We start from the raw sequence: 23,337 nt of genomic DNA on the forward strand, positions 1-23,337 counted from the left end.
AGCTTCCGGTGGTTTGGGACCTGGCCCTGCGACCCGATCCCGAGGGGTCCTCCCTCATCTCTCGTGCAGCAAGGCTGCTTCAGGCGGCCATCAAGGCCTCCTTTCCGCGCCGTCGTGGCGCACAATCGTCCGCGTACCGGATGAGAAACGCGCGGCCTTGCAGCCGCGGCTTCACCTCCTGCTCGAACCACACGTCCAGCACCTCGTGCAGGTAGACGTTCGACAGCAGCGGCGAGATCACGCCGCCTTGAGGCGAACCAGACTCCGGGAAGGACACGGCCCCGGATTCCAGCACGCCCGCATGCAACCACTTGCCGATGAGCCGCAGCAGCACCCCATCGCGCACCCTTCGACGAAGGATCTCCTGGAGGTGGCCATGGTCGAGGGTGTCGAAGAACTTCCGGATGTCGACCTCCAGGACCCAGCCGCCGCCCATGCGCATCACCTGGTCACGGAGCGCGTGCAGCGCTTGATGCGCCGAGCGCCCCCTCCGGAAGCCATACGAGCCGTGTAGAAAGTCCTGCTCGTAGATCGCCTCCAGCACCATGACGACCGCGCGTTGCAGGACCTTGTCCTCGAAGGTCGGGATGCCGATGGGCCGCGTCTGCGACCCGTCCCCCTTCGGGATGAGGACCCGCCTCACGGGCGGCGCGCGGTACGTGCCGGACTTCGCGCGTTCATGCAGCGACCGGAGGTTGTCCTCCAGGTGCGCCGCGTACTCGTCCGCGGTCTGCCCGTCCACGCCCACAGCGCCGTCCTTGCGCGTGCGACGGTACGCCTCGCGCAGCCACTCGATATCGATGTGGTGCGCGAGCGTCGTGAACGCCGTACCAGGCGCTTCCCTCGCCAGCTTCGCTATCTGCTCGAGTTTCGTGGAGATGTTCTGGGAGCCCGGTGTCTCCTTCATCTTTCCCTCCAGCAGCCCCATGCCCCGGCACCCCCTTCCCTCCACGGGGTCCCTCGGGACGGTTCCCCCGCTTCATCGGTACTACGAGGTGCTCGGACGCCTCGTCACCCTTCCCGCCTCGCTTCGTTCCCTTCGCTCGGCGGTACCGCACCCGCCGTTGCGGCGGGCTCTTCTCGGAGGCGACGGGGCCTCCCAGGTTCCTGGGGAACCCTTGCGTGCACGCCCTGGTCTCCGACCCCGGGGGGTCCAACGCGCCGAGCCCTTCGCCGCGCGCGGCGTTCCAGCGCGCCGGTGTTGCCTTCCGCTCCTTTGACAGCTTGGGCACCCGCCGAGCATTGCATTTCGAGGCTCAATACAAGGCTTTCACGCTCGCTGTCTACGCTTCGCAGCCCGGGGTCTGCCCTCCGGACCACGCAAGACTCGCTTCCGGCTGGGGGCTAGCCTTGGCCGGGGAGATCCGCAGGACCTCCATGGGTTCCATCGCAAGGTTTCAGCTTTCTACATGAGCTTCCTCCTCGCCCAGGCTTGCCTGGCGCACCAAAGGCGCAAAACGACGGAGAGGGGAGGAACGAGAAGGCCTAGTCTAGGCGCTTGCCCATGCGCGGATTCACGCGCTTTGCGGCGCGTCCGAAGGCGCTCTGGACCCCCACTCTCTCTTGCCCCTTTGCGCCTTTGCGCCTTTGCGCCTTTGCGCCTTTGCGCCTTTGCGCCTTTGCGTTGAATTCCGGTTCCCCGCTGCGAATGCCGCCCTATCCAGCAGCGAGATTGCCTTGCAGACGACGGGGGCGGGTGCTGACGGCGGTACCGGGAAGCCCTCCCGACGCCCGGCAGCGGTAACCGGCGACCTTTCGACCTCAGCGCGCGTCGGCGGGCGGCTCGGCCGCGGGCCAGGGCTCTCCGTGCACGACGGCCCAGACGAACTCCGGGATGAGCGCGAGCGAGTGCTGGTCCTGCATGACGCCGATGAGACCGCTGATGAACTCCAAGGGGTGCTCCCGGCGGTGCTCATCGATGAACCGCAAGGACGCGCTGGTCAGCCCGGGCGGGAGCCGAGCGAGCCCAGGCCCCTCCGGCTTCGCCAGCGCGGCGAGCGGGTTGCGCCGGGCCTCCGCGGCCTGCCACCGTTCGAGCCAGCCGTCGAGATACGTATTCGGAACGAAGTGGTCGGCAGGCCAGGCGCGCAGGTACGGAAAGAGCACGTGGATCCACCCGGTGAGCTCATCCGCGGAGTTCTCGTACCGGAAGAAAGCGCGCCAGAACGCCGGATCTTGACGGCCCTCCGCCGAGGCGACGATCTGGTCGAGCACCGGCAGGAGAGCGTGAGCCCAGCGCTCTGCCCCGAACGGGCCGAACGCCGCCGCGCGGTGGCGCACCCAGCGCCAGTCGTCCGCCGTGCCGAGCAGGTAAATGCGGGGGATTCCACGGTCCGGAAAGCTCATGTCCGCGGGGAAGGGCGGCTGCCACTCGAAGTGCGGCACGAACGGCGTCATCACCGTGAGCTCCGACGCCACGCGCTCCACCGGTCCCGTGGTCGAGAAACTGGCGGTCACGAGCTCCCGCAGCTTGCCGACCCGCGCGGCGATCTGGCTGGAGAAATCCGGAAACGCGACGGGCCACGGGTTCACCTCACCCAGCGTGAAATCAGGCCGATCGATCCTCAGCTCGAAGTCGCTGTCCTCGAGGAGGACCTGACGCCGCTGCTCCTCGTTCGCAGCGACGTGGAGCGTGAACCCACGGGCCAGGCAGAACCAGATCACGTCGGGCGAGAGCACAAGGGGGTAGCGCTGGGTGAACGCCATGTAAGCCGCCTGGGCGAGCGGGTGCACGTCCGTGCGCCCGACGAGGGGCAGGCGATGGCGATAGGCGGCCTCGACGGGCGAGACGAGCAGGCTCTGCACCGCCGATTCCTCGTCGAACGCGGGCAGCGGCGCCGTCGCAGGCTCGAAGTCGGCAACGGCGATCGTCGTGATGCTCATGGATCCTCGCTCTCCTGGCCCTGCGCGACGGCTTCGTGATCGAGCGCTGCCCTCTCGCACCTCGTACACGAACGCGCCGCGCGAGACAACTCGCCACGACGGCGGCTGCCGGCCGCAGCCGCAGCGCCCGTCGCACATGCACGCCGGCACGCCGTGGCGCCGGCTCGCGCAGGTTCACGGCGGCATCCGACGCAGCGCCGCGATGCGCACGCTTTCGCGGGCCGCAGGTGCAATCATCGCCCCTGACTGCAGCCGAGCCCGAAGCGAACAGACGCTGGGGGAGGAGGGTGCCATGGCCCGGGGGCAGGTCCCCGCCCCTGTGCGGGGGTGGTGGCGCTTGGCGGGGCGCGGATTCCGGTCAATCATTGGGCATGCCGTCGCATCGTCGTTCGTCCTCGCAGTCCCGCGATATCCGGTCAGCGCTGCGTGGCCAGGCAAAAAGCGCAGGCAACTTCGCACATCCGACGGCCAGCGAGGCCATGGCGCCCGGCGAATCGTCCACGCCCAGCGCCACGAACCAGGCCACCACCCAGACGACGAGGGCCACCTCCGGCTGGGATCCGGTCACGCGCAAGGCCACCACGCCCCCGAGCTCTCCGGCCGCGACGCCGAGCCCCGCGCCGCAGGCGACGACAGGGAATGCTTCCGGGAGCACGTCGGCCGCCGCCGGCGGGCACAACGCAGGTCGAGCGCCGACCAGCACGCCGGTCTCGCCGGTGTCGCAGCCTTCCGCGCCGGGACCGCGCGTGTCCCCGATCGACGTCCCGCGCAGCCAGAGCACCACGCCGGGGAATCCTGCCGGATCGGCCCCCTCCGGCCTGCCGCGCAGCGCCCCCACGACCCCGGTCACCGACGCGCCGTCGCTCCCCGCCGCTCGGCCCCAGAGCGCCCACACGACGACCCCGGTCACGAACGCGCCGTCGCTCCCCGCCGCCCGGCCGCAGAGCGCCCCCACGACCCCGGGCAGCGGCGCTCCGTCGCTCCCCGCAGCCCGGCCGCAGGTCGCCCCCACGACCCCGGTCACGAACGCGCCGTCGCTCCCCGCAGCCCGGCCGCAGGTCGCCCCCACGACCCCGGGCAGCGGCTCTCCGTCGCTCCCCGCCGCTCGGCCGCAGAGCGCCCCCACGACCCCAGGCAGCGGCTCTCCGTCGCTCCCCGCCGCCCGGCCGCAAGCCGCCCCCACGACCCCGGTCACGAACGCGCCGTCGCTCCCCACAGCCCGGCCGCAGGTCGCCCCCACGACCCCGGGCAGCGGCGCTCCGTCGCTCCCCGCAGCCCGGCCGCAGGTCGCCCCCACGACCCCGGGCAGCGGCTCTCCGTCGCTCCCCGCAACCCGGCCGCAGGTCGCCCCCACGACCCCGGTCACGAACGCGCCGTCGCTCCCCGCAGCCCGGCCGCAGGTCGCCCCCACGACCCCGGGCAGCGGCTCTCCGTCGCTCCCCGCAGCCCGGCCGCAGGTCGCCCCCACGACCCCGGGCAGCGGCTCTCCGTCGCTCCCCGCAACCCGGCCGCAGGTCGCCCCCACGACCCCGGTCACGAACGCGCCGTCGCTCCCCGCAGCCCGGCCGCAGGTCGCCCCCACGACCCCGGGCAGCGGCTCTCCGTCGCTCCCCGCAGCCCGGCCGCAGGTCGCCCCCACGACCCCGGTCAACAGCGCTCCCCAGGGCGCCGTCTCCCCGAACCCCAGGACGGGCGCGATCCAGACCGGTCCGGGCGAAAGCCGTCCCTCCACCGGATCGACCGCCGGCGCTCTCCAGAACACGACCCCGCGCGCCGCTCCCGGCCAGCAAAACACCAGCTCGGCGGAGCCCGGACGCCCTGCGCCGAGCGCGAACGAAGCGAGCGTCAAGGCGCCCACGAAAGAGGCCACGCCGAAGAACACCACGTCCCCCCAGACGCCGTCCAAGACCGGCGCGACGCCCGACACTCGAAGCGCCCCGACGGCAAAACCCACCTCCACCACGGAGAACGCGCCCGCCGGGAGCTCCGCCGCCAAAGGCCCCACGGGCAACGGCGGCAAGACAAGCGACCCTGGCGCCGATCCCAAGAACGCAGGCCCGCTCGGAAAAGCTTCGCGGGAGAGCGCGCGCCGAGCTCCGCCCGGTGATGCCCCGGCGGGCACGCTCGCAGGGGAAAGCCCCGCTCTGGCCCGCGGGGATGCGGCAAGCGACCGGTCGCGGCAATCCGACGAGATCGAGGAAGAGCCGGAGCCGCCGTCGGAGAGAGCGCCGGATCCGGCGACGTCCACCCCGCTCGAGGAGGTGACCTGGATCGTCGACAAGGCCGTCAAGAACACCATCTGGCGTACCGACACGGGCTTCAGGAGCCGCGAGCGGGCCAGGGGCGGTGTCCCCGTGATCACCGCCCCGCTGACCCAGGGCGGCTTCCCCAGCGATCCCGGCAAGGCGAAGGAGCAGATTGGAGGGCGCTTCCCCAAGGGGCAGCTGCTCAGCGACGACGAGTGGAGCGCCTTCGAGCAGCTCTCCTCGACCCCGCAGGGACAGGCCTGGCTCAACGCCTCCGGCATGCTCACGCACGCCGATGTCGAGAGGTACCTGTCGGGCCGCGACAGCGAGAACCCCGAGCGATTCCGCGGCTTCCACCAGGTCCACAAGGCCAGCAAGGTCGTCCTCGCCAGCTACGTCTCGCGCCAGATGAACAGCGGCGAGGCCGGCAAGCGCTTCGAGGGCACCCCGCCGGCGGCCCTCGCCCTCTCCATGGAGGCGAAGCACACGCCCGACTCCGCGAGGAGAGCTGCGCTCCAGCAGCGCATCGACCAGAGCATCGTCGACGAGTGGTCCAAGACCCTCGAGTACACCGACCCCAACGACGACGCGAGCACGGCCATCGACAAGGGCGCCGTCCCGGACCCGCAGAAGAAGTTCTTGCGGCCACGAACGACGCTCTCCAAGGAAGAGGTCGTCGACAGGCACAGGCAGTCGCTCGACGTGCTCAAGAACGTCTTCCACCTGCTCCAGGAAGGCGCCGAGATCTACGACGGCACCGCCAAGAGCCATGTCCCGCTACAGGACGTGCCCGTCGCCAAGCTCCTGTCGCACGGCGGCCGCGTCAATATCCAGATACCCCCCAGCAGCGAGCCGTACGCGCTCACAGAGCACCTCGGCATCACCGACAGCAACGGCAAGCCCAGGCCCGGCGTGTTCAAGCGCGCCTTCGGCACCCACCACATCGCGCTCGACGACGGGAAGTTCAAGGAACAGGGCGGCCACGTCGCCGCCATCAAGTCCAAGCTCGACGACACAGAGCTCTACGGCATCAACCTCGCCGTCGGCGGCCTCGGCCTCAAGGACTTCAACGGCGACGTCATCCTCCCCGACGGCGCCCACGGACACATGTTCATCGGCTACCGCCCGCCCAAGCCGGACAGGCCCGGCGCGCTCCAGATCGGCATGGAGACCACGGGCCCTGGCGCGCCCAGCACCGTCGGCTACGTCCACAACTGGCGCTCCACCGAGAAGACCGCAAACCCCATCTCCAGCGTCGGCGGCCTCAAATCGGACAAGATCGGCGACGAGAGCACAAAGAACGCCCGCACCGTCGACCTCGGCAAGCTCGGCGAGGACTGGGCACAGACCCTCAGGGACCGCGCCGACAGGTTCGAACAAGAGCTGGCGGCAAAAGGCAAAGACGCCCTCAACGAGCTAGTCGGCCCACGCTCCCAGCCGCCTCAGGAGCTAGAGGACGACTCCGAAGACGAAGACTCCGAGGACGAAGACTCCGAGGACGAGGACGAGGATAGCGACGACTCCGAAGACGAAGACTCCGAAGACGACGAGGACGAGGATAGCGACGACTCCGAAGACGACGACGACGAGGACGAGGACGAGGATAGCGACGACTCCGAAGACGAAGACTCCGAAGACGACGACGAAGGCGACGAAGGCGACGAAGACTCCGAAGACGACGACGAAGGCGACGAAGACTCCGAAGACGACGACGAAGGCGACGAAGGCGACGACGACGAAGGCGACGACGACGAAGGCGACGACGACGACGACGACGACGACGACGGCGACGAAGACGACGGCGACGGCGACGAAGACGACGGCGACGAAGACGAAGACGAAGACTCCGACGACGACGACGACGGAGATCGCTTCGGGCCATCCCAAAGGCCCCAGTCCGGCCGCGAGGCCCCGTCTCTAGCACCGTCGACGCCTGAAGGCGGACAACACGCTCGCGCGCCTCACGGCGAGTCCCCCGCGACGAGCCAGACGTCGGGAGCTCAAGGGAAGGCGCCGGAGCAACCCGGCCCGCCCCGGCCGCAGGCGATCTCGCAGCCGCTCGCGCCGCGCCCCGGGAGCCCGGCCACGGCCATCACCACAGGGATGCAGGCGCCGTCGTGGCTCGGCAAGAAGCTCGGCACCGGGGGACACGGCTACGCCGGGATGCGCCAGAACGAGGGGGCCGCCGAGCGCGAGCAGACGCTGGCGGACAAGTACGAGCTGCAGGTCGGACCGGGCGACACCGCCGACGGTGACCCCGCCGACGGCGACACCGCCGACGGCGACACCGCCGACGGCGACACCGCCAAAGACACGCACTTCTCGCACAAGATGCTCGACCATATCGAGAAGGCCCTCGGTGAGCTGCCCCCCGAGCACATCACGGGCAGTCCGACGCTGCGGAAGATCATCCGCAACCTCTCCTCGGAGCAAGCGGCGAGCGAGTACGACGAGGACACCGACACCATCAACATCGTCAATCCCCCGAAGGTCCCCACCTTCATCTACAGCCGGCTCAACCGGCGCTGGGACTGGCAGCGAAAGCGGATGGATCGCGGCGCCATGAAGGGCTACTCCGGCGTCAGCAAGGAGCAGGACGATGCGCTCGGCATCACCGGACGCCGCCAGGTCATGGGCGGCGTGTCCGACGCGCTCGCCACCGGCAACCTGCTCAAGTGGACGATACGCCACGAGGTCGCCCACTCCATCGACAAGCTCGTCGACTGGAGCAGCCTCGCCGGCGAGGACCGGTTCGGCGGCTGGAAGGAGCACTCCAGCTCGCGGGAGCTCCAGGCCGTCGCTCGCGCCCTCTTTGCCAAGGCGGGTATCAGCGACGACAAGGCCCAGCAGAAGATCGACGACGAGGGGCAGCGCGATCCCGACGGTGCCCCCCTGCTCGACCGCTTCGCCTCCCTCCTCGATCCGGAACAGCGGCGCGAGGACATGGCTCTCCTGGAGGACTTTCCCGCGAAATTCACCGCCACGGACCCCGACCTGAAGGACAGGCTCGACCGGGTCGTCCGCACCGTCAAGATCGCCATGGCCCAGCCCTGGACGCTGGCCGACGGCGGGGCCCGGGAGCTGCAGGTTGGCGACCGCATCTATCACGTCGACCATTACGACAAATGGGTCAGCTACCGCGCCGACGCCCGCAACAACGCCGTCTCCAACTACCAGTTCTCCACGCCCAAAGAGTGGTTCGCCGAGACCTACGCTTCCTATAACGACCCCGACCCCAGGCCGAGGGCGCAGCTGACCCAGGACGTGCGCGACTTCTTCCAGAACGAGCTCCCGGGCCTGATCACCACGGGTCGGGAGCGATGGCAACGCAGCCGCGACAGGATCGCGCAGCGCGCCGGGAACCAGCCGCCGCAGCCGCCCGCTGCGGGCTCGAGCGCAGCGGGCCCGAGCGCGGTCACCGTGGGCTTCTCCAAGAACACGCCGACCGTGGCCCCGTCCAGCGGCTCGCCCGCAGCGAGCCCGCCTCACGACGCCTCGGGCGCCCCCAAGGACAGTCCGCCTCACGACGCCTCGAGCGCCCCCAAGGACAGCGCGGCCCAGCAGGCTGACGACGCCCACGAGAACCTCGGCGACCCCCAGGCCGCCTTGCAGGCGCTCCTCGAGGCCAGCAACACCTGGTCTCATCCGGCCACGAACGCGGACAAGCAGGACGCCAAGAGGCTCCTCGGCGATCTCATGCGCTCTCAGGGCGTGGATAGATCGCTCGTCGACAGGCTCGCGGAGCTCATCGACGACCCCGACTCCATCTCCCAGCACCAGTTCGCCATCTGCGCGCTGAACAGCGTGCTCCACACGCAGCTCACGTCCGACCTGGCCGGCTTCGCGCGCGTGGTCGCGGCGGAGTTCACCGGCAAGCTCTTCGATCGCGATGGCAAGCTGCTCGCCGACTTCTCGCTCGACGCGCAGGGCGAAAACAACGCGACGGCGACCGCCCTGCCGACCGATCCCATTCACCGCGTCATCCGCGGCGAGCTCCCGCTACAGGACGCCCCCATCGGCAACAAGCTGCTCCAGAACGGCGTCAAGAAGGCCGCGGCAAAGCGCGCCGACCTGGAGCGCAAGGGGAGCGCCTTCTCCGACGCGCACGTCCTCGATTACCTGCTCGCCCGGGGCCTGGGCAAGATGCTGAGCAAGCTCGCCCCCGAGCAGTACCAGGCCGACGCCAAGTACACCGCAGGCGTCATCCCCGGCTACCTCGACAACACGGCCACACGGGCCAAGGACGCCAAGGGCCCGTCCAAGAAGCTCGGCGATCTGCTGCTTTCGGCCGATTCCCTGGTGACGCTCTTCACCGACATCCTCGGCGGCAACGCCCAGACCCTGGTCGCCGGGGACAATTACGACGTGGGCCGCATCAACGACGTGCTCGCGCGGCCCGAGCAGGCGCCGTTCGTCCTGGCTACGTTCCTCGACGGCAACGGCCTCGTCGAGCGCGCCGACGCGTTCGCCAAGGATCCCGCCAAGGCCAGGCCGTTCGACACGGTGGGAAACATCGGCACGTCGAGCGCGCACCAGGTCGTCATCAACGGCAAGATCACCGAGGACGGCGATCACTACGTCGTGCCGCTGCACACCTGGCAGCAGAGCTTCTCCATCAAGGTGAAGAAGGACGCCCTGCCCTCCCTCTTCCCGGTCTTCACGTACGGAAATTATCTCCCGTCGGGAGCGCCGGGCGCGAACGACGCCACCCAGAGCCAGGCGCCGGAAAACAACCCGTGGACCCAGCTCACCACGGGGGGCGACGACAAGCTCGGCACCGGAGGACACGGAATCGCCGGCGCCGTCGCCAACAAGGGCGTCGCGGCGCGCGAGCAGGCGCTGGCCGCGAAGTACAACCTGCAGATCGGCCCGGGCAACGACGCCGGTGGCAAGCACTTCTCGCACAAGATGCTCGACCGCATCGAGAAGGTGCTCGGCGAGCTGCCGCTGGAGCACGTCACCGGCAATCCCACGCTGCAGAAGATCATCCGGGACATCCCCAAGGAGGACATCGAAACGGAGCAGCTCGACGAGGCGTCGCAGGAGCAGCTCACCGACAATCCCGTCATGCGGGCGGTCAAACAGTACATCTCCAAGATGGGAGCGGCCCGCGCGGGAGCGGCCAGCGCGTACGACGAGGCAACCGACACGATCAACGTCGTCAATCCGATGGGCATGCCTTCCTGGCTGTACAGCCGGCTCAACCGGGGCGTGGGCTGGCAGCGGTACTTGATGGACCTCGGCGCCAAGGCCGGCTACGAGGGCATCGACACGAAGCAGGACAAGGCCCTCGGCATCGCCGCCCGCCGCCAGGTCATGGGCGGCGTGTCCGACGTCCTCGCCAACGGCAACCTGGTCAAGTGGACCCTGCGCCACGAGATCGGCCACTCCATCGACAAGCTCGTCAGCTGGAAGGACGACCTCGCCGGGCAGGACCGCTTCGGCGGCTGGAGGGTGCATTCCGACGGCAGGGAGCTCGAGGAGGTCGCTCGCGCCATCCTCGCCAAGGCGGGCATCACCGACGACGAGGCGAACACCGAGACCGACGGCTTCTCCCTGCTCCAGCGCTTCGCCTCCGTCCTCCATCCGCCCTCGCGGCGCAAGGACATGGCTCCCCTGGTGGAGTTTCCCGCGAGCGCTGACCCTCTGGATGCAGACCTAAGGAAGAAGCTTGAAAAGGCCGTCCGCACCGTCAAGATCGCCATGGCCCAGCCCTGGACCCTGGTCGACGGCGGCGCCTCGGAGCTGCAGGTCGAAGACCGCATCTACCAGGTCGACCATTACAACGAATGGGTCAGCTACCGCGCCGACGCCCGCGACAACGCCGTCTCCAACTACCAGTTCTCCACGCCCGTCGAGTGGTTCGCCGAGACCTACGCGTCCTACTACGACCCCGACCCCGCGCCGAAGACGCGGCTGACCCAGGACGTGCGTGACTTCTTCGAAAACGAGCTCCCGGACCGGGTCACCACAGGCCACGAGACATGGCAACGCATCCGCGAGAGCATCGCGCGGAGCGCCGGGCAGCAGCCCCCGGAAGGGAGCTCAGCGAGCGCCATCACCAGCGGCTTCAACCCTGAAGCGAGCGACGACCCGGCGGACCTGCTCGCCGGGTACAACCCCGCTTCGGACAACGAGGGCGAGGCAGCCGACCCGCAGACGCAGACCGACGAGATCGAGGAAGAGCCGGAACCGCCGTCGGAGAGAGCGCCGGATCCGGCGACCTCCACCCCGGTCGAGGAGGTGACCTGGATCGTCGACAAGGCCGTCAAGAACACCATCTGGCGCACCGACACGGGCCCCCTCAGCCGCGACAGGGCCAAGCAAGGTCTCTCCGCGATCCAGGGCCCGCTGAGCGCCAGCGGCTTCCCCCCCGACCCCACGACGGCCAAGGAGCAGCTCGGAGGACGCTTCCCCGGGGGACCGCTGTTCAGCGACGCCGAGTGGAGCGCCTTCGTGCAGCTCTCCTCCACCCCTCAGGGGCAGACCTGGCTCAACGCCTCCGGCATGCTCACCCACGACCAGGTCGAGCAGTACCTGTCGGGTAACGACGACGACAACCCGGAGCGATTCCGCGGCTTCGACAAGCTCCACAAGGCCAGCAAGGTCGTGCTCGCAAGCTACGTCTCGCGCCAGATGAACGGCGGCGAGTCCGGCAAACGCTTCGAGGGCACCCCTCCAGCCGCAGTCGCCATCTCCATGGAGGCCAGGCACACGACCGACCCGGCCAGGAGAGCGGAGCTCAAGCGGCTCATCGACCAGGGCATCATCGAGGAATGGTCCAAGACCTTCGAGTACACACAGCCCAACGAAGCGGCCACCACGGCCATCAACAAGGGCGCCGTGCTCGCTCCCAAGTCGCTCCTCAATACCCTCACCTTCACCAAGGGCAAGGAGCTCTCCAAGGCCGAGGTCATCAAGCGGCACGGCCAGTCGCTCAAGGTGCTCAAGAACGTCTTCCACCTCCTCCAGGAAGGCGCAGAGATCTACGACGCCGACGCCAAGAGCCATGTCCCCCTACAGGACGTGCCCGTCGCCAAGCTCCTGTCGCACGGCGGCCGCGTCAACGTCCAGATACCCCCCAGCAGCTCTCCGTACGCGCTCACTGAGCACCTCGGCATCACCGACAGCAAAGGCAAGCCAAAGCCCGGCGTGTTCAAGCGCTTCGCCGGCACCCACCACGTCTCGTTCGCAGATGGCGAGTTCAAGGAGGAGGGCGGCCGTGACGCCTTCATCAAGGCCAAGCTCGACGACACAGAGCTTTACGGCATCAACCTCGCCGTCGGCGGACTCGGCCTCAAGGACTTCAACGGCGACGTCATCCTCCCCGACGGCGCCCACGGACACATGTTCATCGGCTACCGCCCGCCCAAGCCGGGCAGGCCCGGCGCGCTCCAGCTCGGCATGGAGACCACCGGCCCGAACGCGCCAAGCACCGTCGGCTACGTCCACAATTTGGGCTCCACCGAGAAGACAGCCAACCCCATCTCCAGCGTCGGCGGCCTCAAACAGGACAAGATCGGCGACGAGAGCACAAAGAACGCCCGCACCGTCGACCTCGGAAAGCTCGGGAGCGACTGGCGCAAGACACTCAAGGACCGCGCCGACAGGTTCGAGCAAGAGCTGAAACAACGAGGGAAAGACGCCCTCACCGAGCTCCTCGGCCCCCGCACCCAGCCGCCGCAAGAGCTCCAGGACAGCCAACAGCGCTCGGCAGATCCAGACCAAGCTCCCCGGGACAACGAGCGGCGCGATCCGCCCGGTGACGCGCCGGTGGACACGCTGGCCGGGTACAACCCCGCTTCTGACGGCGGGGACGAGGCAGCCGACCCGCAGCCGCAGACCGACGAGATCGAGGAAGAGCCGGAGCCGCCGTCGGAGAGAGCGCCGGATCCGGCGACCTCCACCCCGGTCGAGGAGGTGACCTGGATCGTCGACAAGGCCGTCAAGAACACCCTCTGGCGCACCGACACGGGCCTCATGAGCCGCGAGAAGGCGAAGCGCGGTCTCCCCGCGATCGCCGCCCAGCTGAGCAGCGGCGGCTTCCCCAGAGATCCTGGCACGGCGAAGGAGCAGCTCGGAGGGCGCTTCCCCAAGGGACAGCTGCTCAGCGACGCCGAGTGGAGCGCCTTCGAGCAGCTCTCCTCCACCCCCGCGGGGCAGAGCTGGCTCAACGCCTCCGGCATGCTCACCCTCGACGAGGTCAAGAAGTACCTGTCGGGTAACGACGATGAAAACCCCGAGCGGTTCCGCGGCTTCCACCAGCTCCACAAGGCCAGCAAGGTCGTGCTCGCAAGCTACGTCTCGCGCCAGATGAACGGCGGCGAGTCCGGCAAACGCTTCGAGGGCACCCCTCCAGCCGCCGTCGCCATCTCCATGGAGGCCAGGCACACGACCGACCCGACCAGGAAAGCGGAGCTCAAGAGGCTCATCGACAAGGGCATCGTCGAAGAATGGTCCAAGACCCTCGAGTACACAGAGCCCAACGACGATGCGAACACCGCCATCGACAAGGGCGCCGTGCTCGACCCGAAGAAGAAGCTCCTTCAGCAGCCAAAGAAGCTCTCCAAGGAACAGGTCGTCGACAGGCACCGGCAGTCGCTCGACGTGCTCAAGAACGTCTTCCACCTGCTCCAGGAAGGCGCAGAGATCTACGACGACAGCGCCAAGAGCCATGTCCCGCTGAAGGACGCGCCCGTCGCCAAGCTCCTTTCGCACGGCGGCCGCGTCAACGTCCAGATCCCCGCCGGCGGCGCTCCCTACGAGCTGACCGAGCTGCTCGGCATCACCGACAAGAACGGTAACCCCGCGGCCGGCGTGTTCAAGCGCTCCTTCGGGACGCACCACGTCGCGCTCAGCGATGGCACGTTCAAGGAGGAGGGCGGGCACTTCGCCGCCGTCAAGTCCAAGCTCGACGACACAGAGCTCTACGGCATCAACCTCGCCGTCGGCGGACTCGGCCTCAAGGACTTCAACGGCGACGTCATCGTGCCCGACGGCGCCCACGGCCACATGTTCATCGGCTACCGCCCGCCCAGGCCGGGGCGGCAGGGCGCGCTCCAGATCGGCATCGAGACCACCGGCCCCGGCGCGCCCAGCACCGTCGGCTACGTCCATAACCTGTTTTCCACCGAGAAGACCGCCAACCCCATCTCCAGCGTCGGAGGCCTCAAGCAGGACAAGATCGGCGACGACCAGATCAAGAATGCTCGCACCGTCGACCTGAGCAAGCTCGGCAGCAACTGGGCCAAGACCCTCAGGGACCGCGCGGAGAGGTTCGAGCAAGACCTGGCGCAGCGGGGCAAAGACGCCCTCACCGAGCTCGTCGGCCCCCGCACCCAGCCGCCTCAAGAGCTCCTGGACGCCCAGCAACGCTCGGGCGATACGCTCGCCGGAGCCGCAGCGCCGGACGCGAGCCCCTCCCCCGCTCCGACCACCGCCGGAGGAACTGCCCAGGTCGAGCCGAGCGCTCACAATCAGGAGAAGACGCTCGACGAGCTGCTCGACTCGCTCGAGGAGCAGAGCCGCGCCTGGTCGCACCCCGCCACCGCCGAGAACAAGAGGGATGCCAACCAGCTCCTGACCGGGCTGCTCCAGCGGCAGAACGTGAACCCCTCGATCATCGACAGGCTGCGCGAGCTCATCGAGAATCCAGCCTCGCTCTCGCAGTCTGCCTTCACCAACTGCGCGCTCACCAGCATCCTCTACCCGACGCTGAAGAATGATCTCGCCACCACCGCCCACCTGGTCGCGGCGATCTTCACCGGCAAGCCGCTCGGCAAGTTCGCGGATTCCCCCCGGGCCGACTCCTCACGACCGCAGGGCTCGAGCAAGGGGGCGCTCAGCGACAGCCTGGACCTCGTCCGGCGCGTGATGACGGGAGAGGTGCCACAATCGCTCGGCCCGGCTCCTACCAGGCCCCTCGTCAACGGCCTCCGGACCGCCAAGGCCAAGGGCGACAGCCTGAAGAGGGAAAAGGATCGAAAGGAGCTGGATCGCCACCTCCTCGACCATCTGCTCGCCCGCGGCCTCGTCGAGCTGCTCGGCCCCGACGCCCTCGTCAACCTCGAGCAGCAGACCGACAACGCCAATCAGCCCGGCGTCGCCGCGGCGCAAGGCGACCTGCTGGCCTCGGCGAACTCGGTCGCGAGCATCTTCAACTCGGCGCTCGGAGCGAACACCACCGTCATGACCCCCAGCTCCCCCGGGGGCTACGACGTCGCGCGCCTCAATGGGGCGCTGCAGCAGACAGACCAGGCGGGATTTGCGATCGCCACCGTGATGGACGGCAAGGCGCTCTGGAGCGCAGCGAAGGAGCATGAGGCCAGCTCCACGACTCCTGACGCCTCCGAAAACGTCGCGCGGCTCGGCGGGACCGCCACGACCGCGCCACACCATGCGACGATCGACGGCTCGATCACGGACCAGGGCGACTCCTTCCTCGTGCCGCTCCAGTCCTGGGGCCGCACCTTCCCCGTGCGGGTGAACAAGGAGGACATGCCGAAGGTCTTCGCGGCAATCACCTACGGCACCGCTCTCCCGCCGCGAGCGCCATCCCCGACCGCCCCCGCTCAAGAGCAAACTCTGGCGGATATGCAGGCAGGGCATAACCCAGACTCGGACAGCGGGGATAAGGCAGCCGCTCCGCAATCGCGATCCGACGAGATCGAGGAAGAGCCGGAGCCGCCGTCGGAGAGAGCGCCGGATCCGGCGACCTCCACCCCGGTCGAGGAGGTGACCTGGATCGTCGACAAGGCCGTCAAGAACACCCTCTGGCGCACCGACACGGGCTTCCTGAGCCGCGAGAAGGCGAAGCGCGGTCTCCCCGCGATCGCCGCGCAGCTGAGCAGCGGCGGCTTCCCCAGAGATCCTGGCACGGCGAAGGAGCAGCTCGGAGGGCGCTTCCCCAAGGGACAGCTGCTCAGCGACGCCGAGTGGAGCGCCTTCGAGCAGCTCTCCTCCACCCCCGCGGGGCAGAGCTGGCTCAACGCCTCCGGCATGCTCACCCTCGACGAGGTCAAGAAGTACCTGTCGGGTAACGACGACGAAAACCCCGAGCGGTTCCGCGGCTTCCACCAGCTCCACAAGGCCAGCAAGGTCGTGCTCGCAAGCTACGTCTCGCGCCAGATGAACGGCGGCGAGTCCGGCAAACGCTTCGAGGGCACCCCTCCAGCCGCCGTCGCCATCTCCATGGAGGCCAGGCACACCACCGACCCGACCAGGAAAGCGGAGCTCAAGAGGCTCATCGACAAGGGCATCGTCGAAGAATGGTCCAAGACCCTCGAGTACACAGAGCCCAACGACGATGCGAACACCGCCATCGACAAGGGCGCCGTGCTCGACCCGATGAAGAAGCTCCTTCAGCAGCCAAAGAAGCTCTCCAAGGAACAGGTCGTCGACAGGCACCGGCAGTCGCTCGACGTGCTCAAGAACGTCTTCCACCTGCTCCAGGAAGGCGCCGAGATCTACGACGACAGCGCCAAGAGCCATGTCCCGCTGAAGGACGCGCCCGTCGCCAAGCTCCTTTCGCACGGCGGCCGCGTCAACGTCCAGATCCCCGCCGGCGGCGCTCCCTACGAGCTGACCGAGCTGCTCGGCATCACCGACAAGAACGGTAACCCCGCGGCCGGCGTGTTCAAGCGCTCCTTCGGGACGCACCACGTCGCGCTCAGCGATGGCACGTTCAAGGAGGAGGGCGGGCACTTCGCCGCCGTCAAGTCCAAGCTCGACGACACAGAGCTCTACGGCATCAACCTCGCCGTCGGCGGACTCGGCCTCAAGGACTTCAACGGCGACGTCATCGTGCCCGACGGCGCCCACGGCCACATGTTCATCGGCTACCGCCCGCCCAGGCCGGGGCGGCAGGGCGCGCTCCAGATCGGCATCGAGACCACCGGCCCCGGCGCGCCCAGCACCGTCGGCTACGTCCATAACCTGTTTTCCACCGAGAAGACCGCCAACCCCATCTCCAGCGTCGGAGGCCTCAAGCAGGACAAGATCGGCGACGACCAGATCAAGAATGCTCGCACCGTCGACCTGAGCAAGCTCGGCAGCAACTGGGCCAAGACCCTCAGGGACCGCGCGGAGAGGTTCGAGCAAGACCTGGCGCAGCGGGGCAAAGACGCCCTCACCGAGCTCGTCGGCCCCCGCACCCAGCCGCCTCAAGAGCTCCTGGACGCCCAGCAGCGTGCCTCCGAGCAGCGATCGGAGCTGCCCGAGCAGGAGTCGCGGGACGACGAGCGTCGTGATCCGCCCGGTGATGCCCCGCCGGATACGGTACGAAGCGCCCGCGCTCCCGCCGTAAACGAGGGCTCCTCCAGAGGCGACGGTCGCACGTCTCCGGACGCGCCGGAGGACATGCTGGCCGGGTACAACCCCGCTTCGGGCAGCGGTGATGCGGCGGCCGACCCGCAGCCGCAAACCGATGAGATCGAGGAAGAGCCGCCGTCGGAGAGAGCGCCGGATCCGGCGACTTCCACCCCCGTCGATGAGGTGACCTGGATCGTCGACAAGGCCGTCAAGAAGACCATCTGGCGGCCCGACACCGGCATCCTGAGCCGCGAGCAAGCGAAGCGCGGTCTATCCACGATCGGAGACCCGCTGCGCAATGGCGGCTTCCCGCGCGATCCCGGGGAGGCCAAGGCGCAGATCGGAGGGCGCTTACCCGAGGGACGGCTGTTCAGCGACGCCGAGTGGAGCGCCTTCGAGCAGCTCTCCTCGACCCCGCAGGGACGGACCTGGCTCAACGCCGCCGGCATGCTCACGCACGCCGATGTCGTGAAGTACCTGTCAGGCCGTGACAGCGACAACCCCGAGAGGTTCCGCGGCTTCCACCAGCTCCACAAGGCGAGCAAGATCGTCCTCGCCAGCTACATCTCGCGCCAGATGAACGGCGGCGAAGGCGGCAAGCGCTTCGAGGGCACCCCTCCAGCCGCGATCGCCATCTCCATGGAGGCGAGGCACACGCCCGACAAGGCGAGGAGAGACGAGCTCGAGCAGCTCATCAATCAAGGTATCGTGGCTGAATGGGCCAGGACCCTCGAGCACACCGAGCCCAACGACGATGCGAGCACGGCCATCGACAAGGGCGCCGTCCTCGACCCGGAGAAGAAGTTCTTGCGGCCGCAAACGACGCTCTCCAAGAGAGAGGTCGTCGAGCGGCACCGGCAGTCGCTCGAGGTGCTCAAGAACGTCTTCCACCTGCTCCAGGAAGGCGCCGAGATCTACGACGGCACCGACAAGAGCCATGTCCCGCCAAAGGACGTGCCCGTCGCCAAGCTCCTGTCGCACGGCGGCCGCGTCAACATCCAGATCCCCGCCGGCAGCCCTCCCTACAAGCTGACCGAGCTGCTCGGCATCACCGACAAGGATGGCAAACCCACGACCGGCGTGTTCAAGCGCTCCTTCGGGACGCATAACGTCGCGCTCAGAGACGGCAAGTTCAAGGAGCTGGGCGGGCCGCTCGCCGCCATCAAGTCCAAGCTCGACGACACAGAGCTCTACGGCATCAACCTCGCCGTCGGCGGCCTCGGCCTCAAGGACTACAACGGCGACGTCATCCTGCCCGACGGCGCCCACGGCCACATGTTCATCGGCTATCGACCGCCCAGGCCGGGCAGGCAGGGCGCGCTCCAGATCGGCATCGAGACCACCGGGCCCAAGGCGCCCAGCACCGACGGCTACATCCACAACTGGCGCTCCACCGAGAAGACCGCCAATCCCGTCTCCAGCGTCAGTGCCCTCAAGGTCGACAAGATCGGTGACAACCAGATCAAGAACGCACGCACCGTCGACCTCAGCAAGCTCGGGGACGACTGGGCCAAGACCCTCAGGGACCGCGCCGACAGGTTCGAGCAAGACCTGAAGCAGAAGGGCAAAGACGCCCTCAACGAGCTCGTCGGACCGCGCACCCAGCCGCCCCAGGAGCTCCAGGACGCCCAGCAACGGTCGGGCGACGAGCGCCGAGATCCGCCCGGGGAACCGACGGACGCTCGAGGGAAGGCGCCGGAGCGACCCGGCCAGCCGCGGCCGGAGACGACCTCGCAGCCGCCCGCGCCGCGCCCCGGGAGCCCGGCCACGGCCATCACCACAGGGATGCAGGCGCCGTCGTGGCTCGGCAAGAAGCTCGGCACCGGGGGACACGGCTACGCCGGGATGCGCCAGAACGAGGGGGCCGCCGAGCGCGAGCAGACGCTGGCGGACAAGTACGAGCTGCAGGTCGGACCGGGCGACACCGCCGACGGTGACCCCGCCGACGGCGACACCGCCGACGGCGACACCGCCAAAGACACGCACTTCTCGCACAAGATGCTCGACCATATCGAGAAGGCCCTCGGTGAGCTGCCCCCCGAGCACATCACGGGCAGTCCGACGCTGCGGAAGATCATCCGCAACCTCTCCTCGGAGCAAGCGGCGAGCGAGTACGACGAGGACACCGACACCATCAACATCGTCAATCCCCCGAAGGTCCCCACCTTCATCTACAGCCGGCTCAACCGGCGCTGGGACTGGCAGCGAAAGCGGATGGATCGCGGCGCCATGAAGGGCTACTCCGGCGTCAGCAAGGAGCAGGACGATGCGCTCGGCATCACCGGACGCCGCCAGGTCATGGGCGGCGTGTCCGACGCGCTCGCCACCGGCAACCTGCTCAAGTGGACGATACGCCACGAGGTCGCCCACTCCATCGACAAGCTCGTCGACTGGAGCAGCCTCGCCGGTGAGGACCGGTTCGGCGGCTGGAAGGAGCACTCCAGCTCGCGGGAGCTCCAGGCCGTCGCTCGCGCTCTCTTTGCCAAGGCGGGTATCAGCGACGACAAGGCCCAGCAGAAGATCGACGACGAGGGGCAGAGCGATCCCGACGGTGCCCCCCTGCTCGACCGCTTCGCCTCCCTCCTCGATCCGGAACAGCGGCGCGAGGACATGACTCTCCTGGAGGACTTTCCCGCGAAATTCACCGCCACGGACCCCGACCTGAAGGACAGGCTCGACCGGGTCGTCCGCACCGTCAAGATCGCCATGGCCCAGCCCTGGACGCTGGCCGACGGCGGGGCCCGGGAGCTGCAGGTTGGCGACCGCATCTACCACGTCGACCATTACGACAAATGGGTCAGCTACCGCGCCGACGCCCGCAACAACGCCGTCTCCAACTACCAGTTCTCCACGCCCAAAGAGTGGTTCGCCGAGACCTACGCTTCCTATAACGACCCCGACCCCAGGCCGAGGGCGCAGCTGACCCAGGACGTGCGCGACTTCTTCCAGAACGAGCTCCCGGGCCTGATCACCACGGGCCGGGAGCGATGGCAACGCAGCCGCGACAGGATCGCGCAGCGCGCCGGGAACCAGCCGCCGCAGCCGCCCGCTGCGGGCTCGAGCGCAGCGGGCCCGAGCGCGGTCACCGTGGGCTTCTCCAAGAACACGCCGACCGTGGTCCCGTCCAGCGGCTCGCCCGCAGCGAGCCCGCCTCACAACACCTCGAGCGCCCCCAAGGACAGCGCGGCCCAGCAGGCCGACGACGCCCACGAGAACCTCGGCGACCCCCAGGCCGCCTTGCAGGCGCTCATCGACGCCAGCAACACCTGGTCTCATCCGGCCACCGACGCGGACAAGCAGGACGCCAAGAGGCTCCTCGGCGATCTCATGCGCTCTCAGGGCGTGGACAGATCGCTCGTCGACAGGCTCGCGGAGCTCATCGACGACCCCGACTCCATCTCCCAGCACCAGTTCGCCATCTGCGCGCTGAACAGCGTGCTCCACACGCAGCTCACGTCCGACCTGGCCGGCTTCGCGCGCGTGGTCGCGGCGGAGTTCACCGGCAAGCTCTTCGATCGCGATGGCAAGCTGCTCGCCGACTTCTCGCTCGACACGCAGGGCGAAAACAACGCGACGGCGACCGCCCTGCCGACCGATCCCATTCACCGCGTCATCCGCGGCGAGCTCCCGCTACAGGACGCCCCCATCGGCAACAAGCTGCTCCAGAACGGCGTCAAGAAGGCCGCGGCAAAGCGCGCCGACCTGGAGCGCAAGGGGAGCGCCTTCTCCGACGCGCACGTCCTCGATTACCTGCTCGCCCGGGGCCTGGGCAAGATGCTGAGCAAGCTCGCCCCCGAGCAGTACCAGGCCGACGCCAAGTACACCGCAGGCGTCATCCCCGGCTACCTCGACAACACGGCCACACGGGCCAAGGACGCCAAGGGCCCGTCCAAGAAGCTCGGCGATCTGCTGCTTTCGGCCGATTCGCTGGTGACGCTCTTCACCGACATCCTCGGCGGCAACGCCCAGACCCTGGTCGCCGGGGACAATTACGACGTGGGCCGCATCAACGACGTGCTCGCGCGGCCCGAGCAGGCGCCGTTCGTCCTGGCCACGTTCCTCGACGGAAACGGCCTCGTCGAGCGCGCCGACGCGTTCGCCAAAGATCCCACAAAGGCCAGGCCGTTCGACACGGTGGGAAACATCGGCACGTCGAGCGCGCACCAGGTCGTCATCAACGGCAAGATCACCGAGGACGGCGATCACTACGTCGTGCCGCTGCACACCTGGCAGCAGAGCTTCTCCATCAAGGTGAAGAAGGACGCCCTGCCCTCGCTCTTCCCGGTCTTCACGTACGGAAATTATCTCCCGTCGGGAGCGCCAGGCGCGAACGACGCCACCCAGAGCCAGGCGCCGGAAAACAACCCGTGGACCCAGCTCACCACGGGAGGCGACGACAAGCTCGGCACCGGAGGACACGGAATCGCCGGCCTCGTCTCCAACAAGGGGGCTCCGGCACGCGAGCAGGCGCTGGCGCAGCAGTACAACCTGCAGATCGGCCCGGGCAACGACGCCGGTGGCAAGCACTTCTCGCACAAGATGCTCGACCGCATCGAGAAGGTGCTCGCTGAGCTGCCGCCCGACCACGTCACCGGCAATCCGACGCTGCGGACCATCATCCGCGACATCTCCTCGGAGCAATCGGCGAGCGCCTACGACGAGCTCACCGACACCATCAACGTCGTCAATCCCAAGGACATGCCCTCCTGGCTGTACAGCCGGCTCAACCGCGGCGTCAGCTGGCAGCGATACCTCATGGATCGCGGCGCCACGGGGGACTACGAAGGCATCAGCAAGGAGCAGGACAAGGCGCTCGGCATCACCGGACGCCGCCAGGTCATGGCCGGCGTGTCCGACGTCCTCGCCAACGGCAACCTGGTCAAGTGGACCCTGCGCCACGAGATCGGCCACTCCATCGACAAGCTCATCGACTGGAAGAGCCTCGCCGAGGACGACAAGTTCGGCGGCTGGAAGGTCCACTCCGACACGCGGGACATCGAGGACGTCGCTCGCGCCATCTTCGCCAAGGCGGGCATCACCGACGACGAGGCGAACACCGAGACCGACGGTTTCTCCCTGCTCCAGCGCTTCGCCTCCGTCCTCCATCCGCCCTCGCGACGCAAGGACATGGCTCCCCTGGTCGAGTTTCCCGCGAGCGCTGCCCCCCTGGATGCAGACCTAAGGAAGAAGCTTGAAAAGGCCGTCCGCACCGTCAAGATCGCCATGGCCCAGCCCTGGACCCTTGTCGACGGCGGCGCCTCGGAGCTGCAGGTCGAAGACCGCATCTACCACGTCGACCATTACAACCAATGGGTCAGCTACCGCGCCGACGCCCGCGACAACGCCGTCTCCAACTACCAGTTCTCCACGCCCGCCGAGTGGTTCGCCGAGGCCTACGCGTCGTATTACGACCCCGACCCCGCGCCGAAGACGCGGCTGACCCAGGACGTGCGCGACTTCTTCGAGAACGAGCTCCCGGACCGGGTCACCACGGGGCACGAGACATGGCAACGCATCCGCGAGAGCATCGCGCGGAGCGCCGGGCAGCAGCCCCAGGAAGGGAGCTCAGCGAGCGCCATCACCAGCGGCTTCAACCCTGAAGCGAGCGGCGACCCGGCGGACGTGCCCCTCCGCGCGCCGATCGACGCCCTGGTGAGGACGCTGGTCGCGAAGAGCGGCGCGTGGTCTTCTCCGCGCACGCTGGCGGACAAGCAGGAGGCCATCGCGCTCGTGACCGAGCTCTTGCAGCAGCTCGGCATGGACGCGAAGGTCGTCGACAGGGCGGGCGAGCAGGGCAAGGACGCGCCCGACGACGAGCACTCCGCCTGCACGTGCGTCCGCTAGAGCACCGCTCAGCTTCGAGACCACCGGATGAGCAGCGCCCCCGGCGCGGAGCGGC

Annotated in this window: 4 protein-coding genes; 1 reads left to right on the forward strand and 3 read right to left on the reverse strand. The window is 68.5% G+C overall.

Annotated elements, in window-relative coordinates:
- Positions 1-79 precede the first annotated feature (79 nt).
- The 3 genes from WME75_RS37005 to WME75_RS37015 form a co-directional block, all read right to left on the reverse strand.
- Positions 80-907: a reverse transcriptase domain-containing protein gene (locus WME75_RS37005; RefSeq protein WP_437475749.1), complete on the reverse strand. Its 828-nt coding sequence runs from the start codon at positions 905-907 to the stop codon at positions 80-82.
- 854 nt (positions 908-1,761) lie between these two features.
- Positions 1,762-2,883, reverse strand: coding sequence for a DUF4419 domain-containing protein (locus tag WME75_RS37010; RefSeq protein WP_437481045.1), 1,122 nt, complete (start codon positions 2,881-2,883; stop codon positions 1,762-1,764).
- 358 nt (positions 2,884-3,241) lie between these two features.
- Positions 3,242-4,903 carry a hypothetical protein gene (locus WME75_RS37015; RefSeq protein WP_437481047.1) on the reverse strand — a complete coding sequence of 554 codons (1,662 nt, stop codon included), beginning with the start codon at positions 4,901-4,903 and terminating at the stop codon, positions 3,242-3,244.
- Between the two features lie 241 nt (positions 4,904-5,144).
- On the opposite strand from WME75_RS37015, the gene WME75_RS37020 reads away from it, so the two are divergent.
- Positions 5,145-23,282, forward strand: coding sequence for a hypothetical protein (locus WME75_RS37020; RefSeq protein ID WP_437481050.1), 18,138 nt, complete (start codon positions 5,145-5,147; stop codon positions 23,280-23,282).
- The last annotated feature ends 55 nt before the right edge of the window (positions 23,283-23,337 follow it).

This window comes from Sorangium sp. So ce1014 (genome assembly GCF_051521505.1).
In the GTDB taxonomy this organism is placed as follows: Bacteria; Myxococcota_A; Polyangia; order Polyangiales; family Polyangiaceae; genus Sorangium.

Coding starts and splice junctions, on each gene's coding strand:
- WME75_RS37005 (WP_437475749.1), bottom strand. CDS start 907: ATGAAGGAGACACCGGGCTCCCAGAACATCTCCACGAAACTCGAGCAG.
- WME75_RS37010 (WP_437481045.1), bottom strand. CDS start 2,883: ATGAGCATCACGACGATCGCCGTTGCCGACTTCGAGCCTGCGACGGCG.